Origin of the sequence: Halopenitus sp. POP-27 (assembly GCF_029889855.1) — an archaeon.
Lineage (GTDB): Archaea > Halobacteriota > Halobacteria > Halobacteriales > Haloferacaceae > Halopenitus > Halopenitus malekzadehii.
Genome location: NZ_JARANU010000002.1, coordinates 163,740 through 179,253 on the forward strand (window position 1 = coordinate 163,740; position 15,514 = coordinate 179,253).

Annotated in this window: 16 protein-coding genes; 13 read left to right on the forward strand and 3 right to left on the reverse strand. The window is 69.4% G+C overall.

Features of this window, described 5'->3' with window-relative positions:
- The first annotated feature begins 7 nt into the window (after nucleotides 1-7).
- Nucleotides 8-1,117 (forward strand): DUF1611 domain-containing protein, encoded by a 1,110-nt coding sequence (locus OQF70_RS02535; RefSeq protein WP_280535652.1) that lies wholly within the window; start codon nucleotides 8-10, stop codon nucleotides 1,115-1,117.
- Nucleotides 1,114-2,148: a dipeptide epimerase gene (locus OQF70_RS02540; protein WP_280535654.1), complete on the forward strand. Its 1,035-nt coding sequence runs from the start codon at nucleotides 1,114-1,116 to the stop codon at nucleotides 2,146-2,148. The genes OQF70_RS02535 and OQF70_RS02540 overlap by 4 nt, the downstream gene beginning before the upstream one ends.
- Nucleotides 2,149-2,214: 66 nt before the next feature.
- Here OQF70_RS02540 and OQF70_RS02545 read toward each other — a convergent pair whose 3' ends face one another.
- Nucleotides 2,215-3,081 carry a PspA/IM30 family protein gene (locus OQF70_RS02545; protein ID WP_280535655.1) on the reverse strand — a complete coding sequence of 289 codons (867 nt, stop codon included), beginning with the start codon at nucleotides 3,079-3,081 and terminating at the stop codon, nucleotides 2,215-2,217.
- 141 nt (nucleotides 3,082-3,222) lie between these two features.
- Between OQF70_RS02545 and serB the strand changes: the two genes are divergently transcribed.
- The 11 genes from serB to OQF70_RS02600 all read left to right on the forward strand — a co-directional run bounded on the left by serB (nucleotide 3,223) and on the right by OQF70_RS02600 (nucleotide 13,498).
- A complete protein-coding gene (gene serB, locus OQF70_RS02550) occupies nucleotides 3,223-3,906 on the forward strand; it encodes a phosphoserine phosphatase SerB (RefSeq protein WP_280535656.1) in 684 nt (227 codons plus the stop codon).
- A gap of 34 nt (nucleotides 3,907-3,940) precedes the next feature.
- Entirely contained in the window at nucleotides 3,941-4,078 is a 138-nt protein-coding gene (locus OQF70_RS02555; protein WP_177167468.1) for a hypothetical protein, read from the forward strand.
- A gap of 135 nt (nucleotides 4,079-4,213) precedes the next feature.
- Nucleotides 4,214-6,775, forward strand: coding sequence for a DEAD/DEAH box helicase (locus OQF70_RS02560; RefSeq protein ID WP_280535658.1), 2,562 nt, complete (start codon nucleotides 4,214-4,216; stop codon nucleotides 6,773-6,775).
- 64 nt (nucleotides 6,776-6,839) lie between these two features.
- A complete protein-coding gene (locus OQF70_RS02565) occupies nucleotides 6,840-8,093 on the forward strand; it encodes a TrkA C-terminal domain-containing protein (protein WP_280535659.1) in 1,254 nt (417 codons plus the stop codon).
- Complete coding sequence (locus OQF70_RS02570; protein WP_280535660.1) at nucleotides 8,090-9,397, forward strand: TrkA C-terminal domain-containing protein; 1,308 nt, start codon at nucleotides 8,090-8,092, stop codon at nucleotides 9,395-9,397. The genes OQF70_RS02565 and OQF70_RS02570 overlap by 4 nt, the downstream gene beginning before the upstream one ends.
- A 50-nt stretch (nucleotides 9,398-9,447) precedes the next feature.
- A complete protein-coding gene (locus OQF70_RS02575; RefSeq protein ID WP_280535661.1) occupies nucleotides 9,448-9,723 on the forward strand; it encodes a ubiquitin-like small modifier protein 1 in 276 nt (91 codons plus the stop codon).
- A 37-nt stretch (nucleotides 9,724-9,760) separates the two neighbouring features.
- The gene (locus OQF70_RS02580) at nucleotides 9,761-10,099 is read left to right on the forward strand and encodes a hypothetical protein (RefSeq protein WP_092816936.1); all 339 of its coding nucleotides are present in this window, start codon (nucleotides 9,761-9,763) and stop codon (nucleotides 10,097-10,099) included.
- An 89-nt stretch (nucleotides 10,100-10,188) separates the two neighbouring features.
- The gene (locus OQF70_RS02585) at nucleotides 10,189-10,389 is read left to right on the forward strand and encodes a dodecin (protein WP_092816935.1); all 201 of its coding nucleotides are present in this window, start codon (nucleotides 10,189-10,191) and stop codon (nucleotides 10,387-10,389) included.
- 82 nt (nucleotides 10,390-10,471) lie between these two features.
- Nucleotides 10,472-11,794, forward strand: coding sequence for an alanyl-tRNA editing protein (locus OQF70_RS02590; RefSeq protein WP_280535662.1), 1,323 nt, complete (start codon nucleotides 10,472-10,474; stop codon nucleotides 11,792-11,794).
- Nucleotides 11,791-12,807 (forward strand): AIR synthase family protein, encoded by a 1,017-nt coding sequence (locus tag OQF70_RS02595; protein WP_280535663.1) that lies wholly within the window; start codon nucleotides 11,791-11,793, stop codon nucleotides 12,805-12,807. The genes OQF70_RS02590 and OQF70_RS02595 overlap by 4 nt, the downstream gene beginning before the upstream one ends.
- A gap of 76 nt (nucleotides 12,808-12,883) precedes the next feature.
- Entirely contained in the window at nucleotides 12,884-13,498 is a 615-nt protein-coding gene (locus OQF70_RS02600) for an HAD-IA family hydrolase (protein ID WP_280535664.1), read from the forward strand.
- Nucleotides 13,499-13,503: 5 nt separating this feature from the next.
- On the opposite strand, the gene OQF70_RS02605 is transcribed toward OQF70_RS02600, so the two are convergent.
- Together OQF70_RS02605 and OQF70_RS02610 are read right to left on the reverse strand one after the other, a co-directional pair.
- Nucleotides 13,504-13,833, reverse strand: a complete 330-nt coding sequence (locus OQF70_RS02605) for a hypothetical protein (protein WP_280535665.1) — start codon at nucleotides 13,831-13,833, stop codon at nucleotides 13,504-13,506.
- 4 nt (nucleotides 13,834-13,837) lie between these two features.
- Complete coding sequence (locus OQF70_RS02610; RefSeq protein ID WP_280535666.1) at nucleotides 13,838-15,382, reverse strand: acyl-CoA carboxylase subunit beta; 1,545 nt, start codon at nucleotides 15,380-15,382, stop codon at nucleotides 13,838-13,840.
- Nucleotides 15,383-15,514 lie beyond the last annotated feature (132 nt).

The following is a 15,514-nucleotide window of genomic DNA, read 5'->3' on the forward strand; positions in this document are numbered from 1 at the left end:
ATCCGGTATGGACCACCAGCGAATCGCGATCCTCGCCCACGAGAAGTTCCCGGACCGAGCGAAGACCGCCCTCGGCGTGATGCGGTACGGTGATCAGGAGGTCGCTGCGGTTCTCGACCGCGAAACCGCCGGCACGCGCGTTCACGACCACCTCGTCGAGAGCGACGCGGCGACGATCGACGATGCGCCGATCACGGCGTCCTTCGCGGAGGCGCTGGAGGCGAAGGCGGAGACGGAGGCGGGGGCGGGAGACGGTGGCGCGGATGACCACGATATCGACGCCCTTCTCGTCGGGATCGCGCCGATCGGCGGCGGCCTGGACGACTCCTGGCGCGCGGACATCCGGGCGGCGATCGAGGCCGGCTGTGACGTCGTTGCAGGGCTTCATTACTTCCTCAACGAGGACGAGGAGTTCGCCACGCTCGCAGCCGAGCACGGCGTCGAACTGATCGACGTGCGCGATCCCCACGAGGGGCTCGGCGTCGCCGAGGGACGTGCCGGCGACGTGGACGCGGACGTGATCTGTACCGTCGGAACCGACTGCTCGGTCGGGAAGATGACGGCCACGATGGAGATCGTCGCGGCCGCTCGCGATCGCGGGATCGACGCCGCCGCGATACCGACCGGCCAGACGGGGATCCTGATCGAGGGCTGGGGCAACCCGATCGACCGCGTGATATCCGATTTCACCGCCGGCGCGGTCGAGGAGATGATCCTCGAGAAGGGCGACGAACACGACCTGCTCGTCGTCGAGGGACAGGGCAGCATCGTCCACCCGGCCTACTCGGCGGTCACCTGCGGGATCCTTCACGGGTCGATGCCCGACGCGCTCGTGCTGTGTCACGCGGCCGGCCGCGAGGCGATCCACGGCTACGAGTCCTTCGAGCTGCCGCCGATCCCCGAGTACGTCGACCTCTACGAGGGCCTCTCGGCCCCGGTCGCGGACGCGGACGTGATCGCGGGCGCGCTCAACACTAAGGACGTGGCGGACGACGCCACAGCCCGGAGCGCCGTCGACGAGCTGGCCGCCGACCTCGCGGCGCCCGTCAGCGACCCGGTCCGCTTCGGTGCCGGCCCGATCGTCGAGGCGATCGAGGCGGAGGTCCTCGAGGAATGAGCCTCTCGACGTCGTTCGAGCGCGTCTCCGCCGAGCTCGAGACCCCCTTTTCCATCTCCAGGGGAACACAGACCCACGCCGAGAACGTGATCGTCAGGGTCACCGACGGCGGCGGAATGACCGGCATCGGCGGCGCCGCGCCGGCGGCCCACTACGGTGACACGCCGGAGACCGTCGCGGCGGTGTTGCCGGACCTGCTCGCCGTCGTCGAGGAGATCGATGACCCCCACGCGCTCGCCGCGATCGAGTCCCGAATGGCCGACACGGTTCGCGGCAATCCCGCCGCCCGAACGGCCGTCTCGATCGCCGTACACGATCTCGCGGCCCGCCGGCTCGGCGTCCCCCTCCACCGGTTGTGGGGGCTCGACCCAGCGGCGGCCCCGCGGACCTCCTACACGATCGGCCTCGACACGACTGAGCGCGTCCGCGAGAAGACCGAGGCCGCCGTGGACGCCGGATACCCGATCTTGAAGATCAAGCTCGGGACCGACCGCGACCGCGAGCTGATCGAGACCGTCCGGTCGGCCGCGCCGGAGGCGACGATCCGGGTCGACGCCAACGAGGCGTGGTCACCGTCCGAGACCGTCCGGAAAAGCGAGTGGCTCGCGGAGTACGGAGTCGAGTTCATCGAACAGCCCGTGCCGGCGGAGAATCCCGAGGGGCTGCGCGTGGCCTACGAGCGGTCCGCGCTGCCCATCGCCGCCGACGAATCCTGCGTCACGCTCTCGGACGTCCCGCGGATCGCCGACCGGTGTGACATCGCGAACCTGAAACTGATGAAGACGGGAGGGATCCGGGAGGCGCGGCGGATGATCGCGGCGGCCCGCGCGCACGGGCTCGAGGTGATGCTTGGCTGTATGATCGAGACGAACGCGTCGATCGCCGCCGCGGCACAGCTCGCGCCGCTCGTCGATTACGCCGACCTCGACGGCTCACTGTTGCTTGCCGCCGATCCCTTCACCGGCCCCGACCTCTCGAGTGGACGGATCCGGCTCGATGCGGACGCGAACGGAACGGGCGTTCGGGAGTAGGGGATCGGCGTCCGGGAGTAAGGGATCGGCGTTCGGACGGAGTGAGGTCGGCGTTCTGACGGGCGGTTACCGATTCTCTGCGTCGACGTCCTCCGCCTCGAGGTCCTCCGCCTCGAGGTCGGCCACATCGACGTCCTCGTCCGCGTCCGCCGTGTCGACCTCCGCCTCGAGATCGGCGAGTTCCGACTCGACCTCGTCCGTCGACGCCGCGGAACCCGACCCATCGCCATCGGCACCGGTTCCGGCCTCGGACTTGAGCGTCTCCAGCTCGGTCTCGACCTCCCGGTCCGAGGAGACCTCCTCGAGCTCCCGGTCGATGCTGTCCTTGTCCGAGAGGGCGTCGTCGAAGGCGCCGGTGTCCTGGAGTTCGTCCATCGCCTGCGACCGCGCCTCCATCTCGTCGGTCCGGTCCTCCGCGCGCTCGATCGCCCGCCCGACGTCGTCCATCTCGTCGCCGACGCCGGTCATCGCCTCCGACACGCGCGTGGACGCCTCCGCCGCCTCGTAGCGCGCCTTCATCGTCTCCTTTTTGGTCCGGAACTCCTCGATCCGGCTCTGGAGCTCGTTCTTTTTCTCGACCAGCGAGTCCTGTGTGGACTGGAGCTCGGCGATCTGGCCCTCGATCTCCTCGATCTGCTGCATCTTGGAGTTCTTCTTCTCGAGGGCCTGCCGCGCCAGGTCGTCGCGGTCCTGTTGGACGGCCTCCCGCGCCTGGCGGTTGTGCTTCTCGACGTTCTCCTCGAGGCGACGCTTCTGGATCTCCAGCCGTTTCTTCTGGGTCGTCAGGTCGGCGATCCCCTGTTTGACGTCCTGGAGCTCGTCGCGCATCTGTTCGTAGGAGTAGTCGAGCGTCTCGGTCGGGTCCTCCGCCCGGTTCAGGATCGAGTTCACCTTCGAGCGGATGACGTACGAGGCGCGTGAGAGGATACCCATATACGTCATTGACGGCCTGTCCGGTAAAAAGTCGTGTGTCCGGGAGGAAGTCTGGTGTTCGGGAGGAAGTCTGGTGTTCGGGAGCGATCCGTCCAGACGACGGATCATCGACGTTTAATCGATCGCCACGCAACCGTGGGTATGCGACTCATCGCGTTCGACTTCGACGGGACGCTCTCCGACTCCGAGATGACGGTGTTGCTCGCCGAGCGCGCCGGCGTCGCCGACGAGGTCGCGGCGATCACCGAGCGGGCGATGAACGACGAGATCAGCTACGCGGAGAGCCTCTACCAGCGAGCGGAACTGCTGGAGGGGCTCCCCGAGGCGGACGTCGGGGCCGCCTTCGACGACGTCCGGGTTCGACCGGGATCGGCGGCTCTCATCGAACGGCTACAGGCGGCGGGCCATCACGTCGCGATCCTCACCGGCGGGTTCGAGCGCGGCGTCGAGGCGGCCCTCGAACGCGAGGGCGTCTCCGTCGACACGATCGTCGCGAACCGGCTACCGCAGTCCGGCGGTCGCCTGACCGGGGACGCCGAGGGGCCGCTCATCGAGGGGACCAAGGACGATGCGCTCGAGTCGCTGGCCGAGGAGGTCGGCGTCCCGATGGCCGACACGGTGGCGATCGGCGACGGCGCCAACGACCTCCCGATGCTCGAGGTCGCCGGGCTCTCGATCGGATTCGTCCCGAAAGACGCGGTTCGACCGTCCTGTGACGCCGTCGTCGCCTCGATGCCCCGACTGGGTCGCGTACTCGAGGGGTATCGGGTGCTTCGGGCCGACAACGACGCCGAACGGGTTCCCGAGCGGCGGCAACCGGAGTAACGATTAAGACGACGGCTTCGATCAGGTACAAGTGATGAACGGTCACACACCCACCACCCCGGCCGGAACGAGCCGATCGCGGGTCGCGGAGTGGGCCGCGCTCGTGGGCGAGGACGTCCCGGAGGACCGGCTGTCGGAGGACCGCATCCCCGACGACGACACGGACCGATAGGTCACCCGCCTCCGGTCGCTGGTTCGATTCGGCCGCTGGCTCGCGTCAGCGGCCGACGGATCCGACCTCGAGTCCGCCGACCACTTCCACCTCGCTTCGCGAACCCTTTTCCGCGATGCCGGCCAAGACTCGCCGATGGCGACCGAGGCCGACGCGGTGAGCATCGACCACCCCCTGCTCGTCGAGGGCGTTCTCCAGCGACGCCGCTACCAGATCGAGCTCGCGACCGCGGCGCGTGCGGGCCACACCCTCGTGTGTCTCCCGACGGGCCTCGGAAAGACGACGGTGAGCCTGCTCGTCACCGCCGACCGACTCGCGGAGGCGGGCGGGACGGCGCTGTTTCTGGCGCCGACCAAGCCGCTCGTCCAACAGCACGCCGACTTCTACCGGGAGGCGCTGTCGGTCCCCGACGACGAGATCGTCGTGTTCACCGGCGACGTCTCGCCGGACGACCGCGGCGATCTCTGGGAGTCGGCGCGGATCGTGATCGCGACCCCGCAGGTGATCGAGAACGACCTCGTCGGCAACCGCATATCGCTGCGGGACGTCACGCATCTCACCTTCGACGAGTGTCACCGGGCCACCGGGGACTATTCGTACGTCTACATCGCCGAGCGCTACCACGCCGACGCCGCCGACCCGCTCGTGACCGGGATGTCCGCCTCCCCGGGCGGCGACCTCGAGGAGATCGAGATCGTCTGTGAGAACCTCGGGATCGACAACGTCGAGGTGATGACCGAGGACGACGCCGACGTCGACGAGTACACCCACGACACCGACGTTCGCTGGGAGCAGATCGAACTCCCCGATGAGCTGCTGGCGATCCGCGACGCGCTGAACGAGGTGATCGCCGACCGGCTCGAGAAGCTCAAGTCCATCGGCGTCTCGGACACGACCGATCCCGACCTCTCACAGCGCCAGCTCAACGCGATGCGCGGGGAGCTCAAGCGGATGATGGACGCCGGGAACTCGGACGGGTACACCGGAATGTCGACCCACGCCGAGGTGATGAAGCTCCGGCGCGCGGTCGAACTCGTGGAGACGCAGTCGGTCGAGTCGCTGCGCCGATATTTCGAGCGCCAGCGGAACGCGGCCCGCTCCTCGGGTGCCTCCAAGGCGAGCCAGCGGCTCGTCGCCGAGCCGAAGGTCCGCGAGGCGATGCGCAAGGCCGAGGCGTTCGACGATCTCCACCCGAAGTTCTCGAAGACGCGGCTGTTGCTCGCGGAGACGCTCGGCGTCAACGGCGGCGACCGTGCGATCGTCTTCACCGAATCACGGGATACCGCGGAGGCGCTCGTGGAGTTCCTCGAGGCGAGCGTCGACGTCGAGCGGTTCGTCGGACAGGGCGACAAGGAGGGCTCGGACGGAATGAGCCAGACCGAACAGCAGGAGACGCTCGACGCCTTCCGCGCCGGCGAGTTCGAGGTGCTCGTCTCGACGTCGGTCGCCGAGGAGGGGCTCGACGTTCCCGAGGTCGACCTCGTGTTGTTCTACGAGCCGGTTCCGACAGCGATCCGGTCGATCCAGCGGAAGGGTCGGACCGGCCGGCAGGCCAGCGGGCGCGTGGTCGTGTTGATGGCCGAGGACACCCGCGACGAGGCGTTCTTTTGGATCTCCCGCCGCCGGGAGAAGCAGATGCGCCAGGAGCTTCGCGACCTCAAGGCCGCGACCGGCGACCTCGAGGCCGAGATAGCCGACGAGGACCAGGCGAACCTCGACGCGTTCGAGGAGCCGGACGGCGAGACGGGGAACGCAACCGACCACGAGGACGCCGGTTCCGAGGCTGCCGACGCCGAGGTTGCCGGCTCCGGGGACGTCGATCGCGGGGGCGCCGACCCCGACGACGCTGCGAGTCCCGACGCCGACGGACAGCCAGGCCTGACCGACTTCGCGGCGGAGACGACCGCCGATGAGGCAACGGCGGACGCGATCGGGGACGGTATCGACGACGACGGCGTGGTCGCCACGGCTGGCGTCGCCGACGCTGACGACGTCGTCGAGGTCGTGATCGACCAGCGCGAGCTCGACGCCGGGATCGCCAAGGACCTCTCGACGCGATCGGGGATCCGCACCCGCCTGGAGACGCTCGCGGTCGGCGACTACGTGCTCTCGGACCGGGTCGCCGTCGAGCGTAAATCGGCGGCCGACTTCGTTGACTCCCTCCTCGACGGCGACCGGTCGGTCTTCGAGCAGGTCGGCGAGCTCTCGCGGGCCTACGCCCGACCCGTGATCGTCATCGAGGGCGGCGACCTCTACACGCAGCGGAACGTGAACCCGAACGCGATCCGGGGCGCGATCGCCTCGCTCGCGGTCGACTTCGGACTCAGCGTGCTGCGCACGGACGACGAGGCGGACACCACCGAGCTCTTCGAAACGATCGCCCGCCGCGAACAGGAGACACGCGACCGCGAAGTGAGCGTCCACGGCGAGAAGACGACGAAGACGCTGGCCGAACAACAGGAGTACGTCGTCTCCGCGATCGCGGACATCGGCCCCGTCACCGCTCGCTCGCTGCTCGAGCACTTCGGCACCGTCGAGGCCGTGATGACCGCCCGCGAGGACGACCTCCGGGAGGTCGACGGCGTCGGGACGGTCACCGCCGAGCGGATCCGCGAGGTCGTCGGGAGCGACTACGCTGGATCCGGACGCGGTTCCGATACCGGTTCCGATACCGATACCGGTTCCGGGTCCGAGTGAGCCGGCGTCGTCCCCGACGTGACGCCGCCGATAACGGTATACGTGAGCCGTGTGACCGGCGGGTATGGAACTGCCGGTCGAGATACTCTACGGGATCTATCTGGGACTGCTCACCGGGATCATTCCGGCGATCGTTTCGGGCGTCCTCGGGTTCCTGTTCAAATACTTCACCGGGGTGACGATCCCGGGATTCGGTGTCGTCGTCCTGGCGCTCGCGATCGCCGGGGTCAACGGCGGCCTGCTCGCGCTCAACGATCCCTCGGTTCGCGCCTCCGAGCGCGCGCCGGCGATCCTGACGGCGATCGTGGTCGTCCTGATGCTCGCGCTGTACGCGCACGCACAGGGAGACACACTCGGCGCAAACGCACCCAAACGCCTGTCGTTGCGCTCGCTGCGGAACCGAACCCTCTCGGCGGACGTCGTCGAACTCGTCGGCGGTCGCGGCCGGGCACGCGTCGAGATCGTCGGCGAGGTCGGCGATCTGGAGGGCTACCCGCCGCTGTCGGCCGAAACCCGTCAATCGATCGCCGACGGGGAGTGGACGTTCCCGGCGGACCTCCCGATCGCGGAGCTCGAGACCCGCTTTGCCGACCGGCTTCGGACGGAGTTCGAGCTCGCGGACGTCTCCGTGGGCATCGATGAACACGCACGGGCGACCGTCCAGGCTGCGCCCCCGACGGGTGGCCTTTCGCGGCGGGTTCCGGACGGTCGACGGGCGGTCTCGATCGCCGCGTTGATGCCGACCGGCATCGCCCGCGGCGACGAGGTAACGGTTTTCACGCCCGGCAGCGCCGTCGACGGCACCGTCGTCTCGGCACGATCGAGCCCGGACGCCGACCGCGTGGACGGCGCCCCCGCTGCTCGGAACCCCACCGATGACGACCTCGCCACCGACGGGGGAGCCGATTCCGAAACCGACGCCGACGCGCCGTCCCTCTCGGTTCCCGTCACCACGGGCGGAGAGGGGCGGATCACGGTCGCAGTGACGCGGTCCGACGCGCGTCCGTTGCTCGAGGCCGACCGAGGGAGCGTCCTGGTCCGTTCGCGCGGGACGCGGCGGGAGTTCGAGCTGACCGCCCTGATCCGCCGTGCCGGCAAGCGCTTCCGGCGCGTCTCGGTCGTCGCCGGCGGCCCGCTCGACGGGACCACGATCGGGGACGTCGACGTCCGCGATCGGTACGACGTCGCGATCGTGGCCGCGAAGCACGGATCGTGGGTGATCGCCCCGCGCGGGGGACAGGAGCTGTCGGCCGGCGACGAGCTGTTCGTCGTGGGAACCCGCGACGCGCTCGACCGGTTCACGGAGGTGGCGGCGTGACCGGAACCGGAGCATCGGCTCTCGAGGCGGGTCTCTCGGCCGCGATCGACGCCGTACCGCTCGCCTCGGTGGTCACCTTCAGCGAGCCCCTGCGGGCGGCCGCGACCCTCCTGCTGTTCGCGTGTCTGGCACTGCTGATCACGGGGGCGATCGCCGCGCTCTACCGGTGGTATTTCCGTCAGCGGGCCCCGGAGGGCGTCGCGATCCTGTTCGGCGTCGCGGTGGTCGTGTTGTACCTCAACACGACCTCGCTGGGCGGGCTGATCGGCGGCGGAGAGTTCGAACTCCTGCGGCTCGACGCCGTCCTGTTCAACGTCGTCGCCGTCGGCGTCGCGGCGGCGGTCTCCCCGGCAGGCCTCCGCGTCGGCGACACGGTTGCGCGGAACGTCTTCTCGCTGGCCGGCGGCAAGCGACTCGAGGGAGAGGTCGGTGCAGTCGTGCGGACGGTCGGCCGCGTGACTCCAGTCACGCTCCCGCCGGCCGAGGAGATCGAGGACATGGAGTCCTATGAGGCCGTCTCCCCCGATCGGAAGGCCGAGATGGCGGAGAAAACGCTGCTGTTCCCCCGGCGGCTGACCGTCGAGGAGCTTCGAACCCGGCTCGTCGCCCGCGTGAAGGAGGATTTCGGGATCACGTACGTCGACGTCGACGTCGACGAGCGCGGCGAGATCGAGTACTTCGCCGTCGGAACCCGGGCGGCCGGCCTCGGGCCGACGCTCGCGCCGGGTACCGCCGCGGTGGCGATCATCGCCGATCCCGCCAACACCGCGACACCCGGCGACGTCGTACAGGTGTGGCGCGGCGGTGAGACCCCCGAACGGGTCGCGACCGCCGAGCTCCGCGCGACGGCCGGCGACGTGGCGACGCTCGCGCTCGACGCCGCGGACGCGGAGCGCCTCGACGATGCGGCGGCGTACCGGCTGGTGACGCTTCCCGCCCAGCCGCAGGCCGACCGCGAGTTCGCGAGCCTGCTGCGGAGCGCCGACGAGACGATGAGCGTCGTCACCGTCGCTGCGGGAAGCGAGCTGGTCGGCACCGCGGTCGGCGACGTCTCCGCCGTCGTTGCCGCGATCCGGCCCGCCGAAGGGTCCGTTCGAGCACTTCCGCCCAGAAGCGACGTCTTCGAGCCCGGAGACGCCGTCTACCTCGTCGGTCGGCTCGATGCCATCCGTCGGTTCGAAACCGCGGCAACGACACCGGCGGCGTCCGACGCTGCGGCCGGGGCCGACGCCGAGTCGACGGACGGGATCGGGAACGATGGTGGCGGGGACGGCACGGCTGACCGAACCCAAGACGGCGGCTGATCGCGAGTCGGGACGCAACCCTCATACTCCCGGCAACCGGTGTGTCGGATATGGAGTGGAAGCTGTTCGCTGATCTCGCGGAACTGGCCGGCGACCGGACCGTGACCGTCGCGGCCGATCCCGGCGATACGGTCGAGGACGCGCTCGACGCGCTCCTCGCGGAGCGACCGGATCTCCGCAATCGAGTGCTCGAGGACGGCGATCTTGCCGACCACATCAATCTCCTGCGGAACGGCCGGAACGTCCTCCACCAGGACGGGCTCGCGACCGAGCTGGAGGACGGCGACGAACTCGCACTCTTCCCGCCGGTCAGCGGCGGGTCGTGAGAAAGTTTATCACACAGGAGCCCGAACCCTCGGGTAGATGGCCCCTGTTAGCATGCCACCGACGACGGAGGCCAGAGACGTTTTTCGTGAACTAGGATACACCGTCGACGGGGACGGGTCCGAATTCGTCGCCGAGCGGAAGTGGCGACGCGTCCTCGTCACACCGGTGTGTGCCGACGACGCCACCGATCCGGAGCCGTATCTGGCCGATGGCGGCGAGACGCCGCGCTTGCGATGTTTCGTGACGTGGCGGCGGGCGGCGACGGACCTCCGTGACCACCTCCTGAAACTCAAACCGCCGTTCGACTGGGCGGTCATCGGCGTCGACGACGCCGGCGAGTTCGATGTGATGCAGGGGCGGCCCGGAAGTCCCTGAACGGAGCCCGGAATCGACCGGCGAACGACGCGGCGGCCCGAACCGGATCGCGGGGTACTTTTATGCTGCCGCGCGCGCTATCTCGCGGTATGGTATATAAGAAGATCTCCCTGATCGGAACGAGCACCGAGAGCTTCGACGACGCGGCCGACGACGCGATCGACCGCGCCGAGGACACCCTCGAGAACGTCTACTGGGCGGAGGTACAGGAGTTCGGCGTCGAGGTGAAGAACGCGCCCGAGCGGGAGTACCAGGCGGAAGTTGAGATCGCCTTCGAGTTGGCGGAGTAGCGTCTCCGCATCGGCCGGCGATCACACAGTAACGCCCGCCGAAGCGCGCACCTTTTTGGATCATCGCCGCCCACCGGTGGGTATGACGGCCTCACGTGCACCCGCCGATCCCGACGTGCTGGCGTTCGAGACGACCGTCGAGCGGATCGACGGGACCGCAGTCGAGCTCGCGGAGACGTACTTTTACCCCGAGTCGGGCGGTCAGCCCGCGGACCGGGGAACGATCGCCGACATCGCCGTCACCCACGTCGAGACGGTCGACGACGACGACGTCGTCCACCATCTCGCCGAGGAACCGCCGGTCACGGTCGGAGAGACGGTCGCGTGTTCGATCGATCCCACGTTCCGAACCTACTGTATGCGGGCACATACGGCCTCTCACGTGCTCTACGGCGCTGCCCGGCGTTGTTTCGACGATCTCGGCTACGCCGGCTTCGACATCGGTACCGAGACGATACGCGTGGACCTCACGACCGCCGACCCGATCGACGAGGACGACCTGATCGAGCTCGAGCGGCTCTCGAACCGCGCGGTGTGGGACGCCCTCCCCGTCACGTGGGAGACGATGCCGGCCGAGGAGGCGCGAGCGCTGCCCGACATCGCGTTCAACGAGCGAACCGAGGAGGGCGCGATGGCCGACCGGGCGGCGTCGGTCCGCGTCGTGACGATCGAAGGATGGGACACCGCCGCCTGCGGGGGCACCCACGTCTCGAACACGCGCGAGATCGGGCCGATCGAACTCATCGACCGGTCGAACCCCGGCGAGGGCCGGACCCGGATCGAGTTCGCCGTCGGCCCGACCGGGATCGACCACCGCGCCACCGTCCATCGAGCCGCGCGGGCCGCGAGTCGCGCGGCGGACGCGAGCGTGGCCGATCTTCCCGCGGCCGTGGACCGACTCCGCGAGGAGACCGACGAGTTGGCCGCCGAGGTGGCATCGCTGCGGGAGGCGGTCCTGTCGGCCCGGATCGCGGACCTCGAGACGGTCGACGCGTCCGGTTCTTCCGCCCTCGATGCGGGCTCCGACCACGGCGACGGCGACGGTGACGCAGCCACCGCGACCTGGGCCGTCGGGACGATCGACGATGACGGTCCGCTTGCCGACGTCGGCCCGAACGATCTGCAGGACCCGGTCGAGGACGCCGTGGGGACCGACCCCGAATTCCCGGATGTCGTGGCCGTCGTCGGCGCGGACGGCACGCCGTTCGTGGTCGTCGCGACGACGGGGGAGGCGTCCCTCGACGCCGGCGGGATCGTCGACACGGTCACCGACGAGTTCGGCGGCGGAGGCGGCGGAAGCCGGACGTTCGCCCAGGGCGGGGGACTGGACGCCGAACCCGCGGCAGTCGTCGAGTTTCTCCGGTCCGAGGCAACCGCCCTCGTCACTCCTGACGCCGAGCGATGACGGGCAAACTCGATCCCGAGGGGCTCGCGGATTTCCTCGGTGCCGTGGGCGCTGACGACCCGTCCGTGATCCAGGGCGCCGCCTACGGCGAGGACGCGGCCGCGATCGATCTGGGCGACCGGACGCTCGTGGTGAGCGCCGATCCCATCTCGCTTGCGGCCGAACGCGCCGGCCAGCTCGGGATCCACGTCGCGTGCAACGACGTCGCGGTCAGCGGCGCGGACCCACGGTGGGTGACGAGCACCGTCTTTCTCCCCGATGAGGACCCCGACACGCGCCGGACGCTCGCCACACAACTGGACGAGACGGCGAGCGACCTCGGCGTCGCGATCGTCGGCGGCCACACCGAATACCTCCCCGCGATCGACCGGCCGCTCCTCTCGATGACCGCGATGGGAACCACGGACCGGTTCCTCCCGTCCGGCGGCGCACGTCCCGGCGATCGGCTCGTGTTGACGACGGGCGCCGGCATCGAGGCGACGGCGATCCTCGCGAGCGACTTCGCCGAGGAGTGTCGGGCCGCCGGCGTGGAGGAGGCGACCCTCGAGGCCGCCCGCGGCTTCTTCGACGACGTCAGCGTCGTGCCCGAGGCGGCCGCGATCCGGGAGTTCGCCACGGCGATGCACGACCCGACGGAGGGCGGCCTGCTCACCGCCCTCCACGAGATGGCGAACGCGGCCGGCGTTCGTGCGGAGATCCACCGCTCGGACGTCCCGATCCGCCCGGAAACCCGGGCGTGCTGTGCGGCGGTCGGCGTCGACCCGCTTCGGACGTTCGGCTCCGGCGCGCTGCTTGCGGCCGTTCCGCCGAACCGGACCGCGGAGGCCATCGAGGCCGTCGAATCGGTCAGCATCGCGGCGGCGACGATCGGCGAGATACTGCCGACCGATGGCGGGTCGGGCGACCACGGCGGGACCGACGCCGGCGGGTCCGTCGTCCTCGACGGGACCCTGATTCCCGAGCCCCCGCGTGACGATATGTACGCCCTGTGGGAGGCGGCCGACGAGGAGTAACTGCCGGGGAGCGAGGGACCCCGCGGCGATCACGCGGACCGAAACACACAGTGTGACTGCCTCCCAATCGTGAGGTATGACCGAGTTCGATCTCGGGTTCGATCCCGACGCCTACGACGCCGTGATCTACGACCTCGACGGGACGCTCGTCCGGCTGACCGTCGACTGGAACGTCGTCGCAGAGGACGTGCTCGCCGTGTACACCGAACACGCGGTCAAACCCCCGAGCGACCGCCTCTGGGACCTCCTCGAGGCGGCCCCCGAGTACGGCATCGCCGACGCCGTCGAGGCGGCCATCGCCGCCCACGAACACGACGGCGCCCGGGAGTCGCGACGGCTCGCGGTCGCGGACGCGCTCTCGACCGATCGAGCGTCCCGGACTGGGGTCTGCTCGCTCAACGCCGAGGAGGCCTGCCGGATCGCCCTTCGGGCCCATGGGATCGACGATCGAGTGAGCGCGATCGTCGGCCGCGACACGATCGGGACGTACAAACCCGATCCCGAGCCGCTTCGGGCGACGATCGAGGCGCTCTCGGCCGACCCGAAGCGGTCGATATTCGTCGGGGATTCCGACCGCGACGCGCGCACGGCACGCCGGGCCGGGGTCGAGTTCGCGCGCGTGAACCCGACCGCGGCACGACACGATGGCGGCGACGACGGCGGCGACGGCGGCGACGGCGACGACGACTGATAGGTTTAAAAGCGGTCACGCCGGCCGGCCGCGGTCCAGGCGTCACGGGGTGCCCCGTCGGGAACACGGCCGGTCCGCCCCCCGAGCGCGGCCGTTCGTCCCGCGAACGCCCATCGATCGCCGTTCCAGTCGTCGTCCGTCTCGCCGTGAGCGTGTGCAGCCGCCACCGCGACGGCGCGAGCGCGATCCCGATCCCGCAGATGGGCCGCGATGGCGGCGACGATGGCGGCGGCCTCCTCGTCGTCGGCGTCGGCGGGGATCGAGAGTCGGTCGCGGACGTCCGCGTCTGAGGAGTCCGCGTCGGAGGAGTCCGTCCCGGTCGTGTTCGTCGGCATCTGGTTAGATCGGGAGGTTACCGTGTTTCTTCTCGGGGAGATCGGCTCGCTTGCTCGCCAGCAGATCGAGATCGTCGACGAGCCGCGCCCGGGTCTCGGTCGGTTCGATCACGTCGTCGATGTAGCCGCGGTCGGCGGCGGTGTAGGGGTTCGCGAACTCCTCGCGATACTCCTCGATCAGCTCCTGCCGGCGTGCCTCGGGGTCCTCGGCGTTGGCCAGCTCCTCGCGATAGAGGACGTTCACCGCGCCCTTCGGGCCCATCACCGCGATCTCAGCGGTCGGCCAGGCGTAGTTGACGTCGCCACCGACGTGTTTCGAGGCCATCACGCAGTAGGCGCCGCCGTAGGCCTTGCGGGTGATGACGGTGAGCAGCGGGACGGTCGCCTCCGAGTAGGCGTACAGCAGCTTCGCGCCGTGGCGGATGATCCCGTTGTGCTCCTGGTCGGTGCCGGGCATGAAGCCCGGCACGTCCTCGAAGGTGAGGATCGGGACGTTGAACGCGTCACACAGCCGGATGAAGCGAGCGCCCTTCTGGCTGGCCTCGATGTCGAGCGTGCCGGCGTTGACCCGCGGGTTGTTCGCGACGATCCCGACCGACCGACCGTCGAGCCTGGCGAAGCCGATCACGAGGTTCTTCGCGAAGTTCGCCTGCACCTCAAGGAACGATCCCTCGTCGACGATGCGCTCGATCACCTCGGTCATGTCGTAGGGTTTTCGCGGCGCGTCCGGAACGATCGTCTCGAGCTCCTCGTCGGCGCGTTCGGGATCGTCCCAGGGATCGACTCGCGGCGGGTCCTCGACGTTGTTCTGCGGGAGGTACGACAGCAGGCGAGCGATCCGGTCGAGCGCCGCCTCCTCGGACTCCTCGGCGAAGTGGGCGACGCCGGTCCGCGAGGAGTGGGTGACCGCGCCGCCGAGCTCCTCGAAGGTCACCTCCTCGCCGGTCACCGTCTCGATCACGTCCGGCCCGGTGATGAACATGTGGGAGGTGTCCTTCACCATCACGGTGAAGTCGGTGATCGCCGGGGAGTAGACGGCGCCGCCGGCACAGGGGCCCATGATCCCGGAGATCTGTGGGATCACGCCGGAGGCCTCGGTGTTTCGCCGGAAGATCTCCGCGAACCCGCCGAGGGCGCCGACGCCCTCCTGGATCCGGGCGCCGGCCGAGTCGTTCAGGCCGACGACGGGCGCGCCGACCTCCATCGCCGTGTCCATCAGCTTGCAGATCTTCTCGGCGAACACCTCGCCGAGCGATCCGCCGAAGACGGTGAAGTCGTGCGCGAAGACGAACGTCTTGCGGCCGTTCACGTCGCCGTATCCCGTCACGACGCCGTCGCCGGGAATCTTCGTCTCCTCCATCCCGAAGGAGTGGTTACGGTGGGTCCGGAACTGGTCGAACTCGTGGAACGTCCCGTCGTCGAGGAAGTAGTCGATCCGCTCGCGAGCGGTCATCTTGCCCTTCTCGTGTTGGGACGCGATGCGGTCCTCGCCGCCGCCCTTTTGCGCCCGCTCCCGGCGCTCTCGGAGGTCGTCGATCCGGTCGTCCATCGTCACGTCGGACCACCCTGACTCATTGTGTGTGAGTCCGCCAGACGGGGCAAAAGGGTTCTGTTATGCGACGATTCCGAGATCGACGATCGTCGAACTATCGGGGGCGTCGAGCCCGGATCCGGGCTGGTC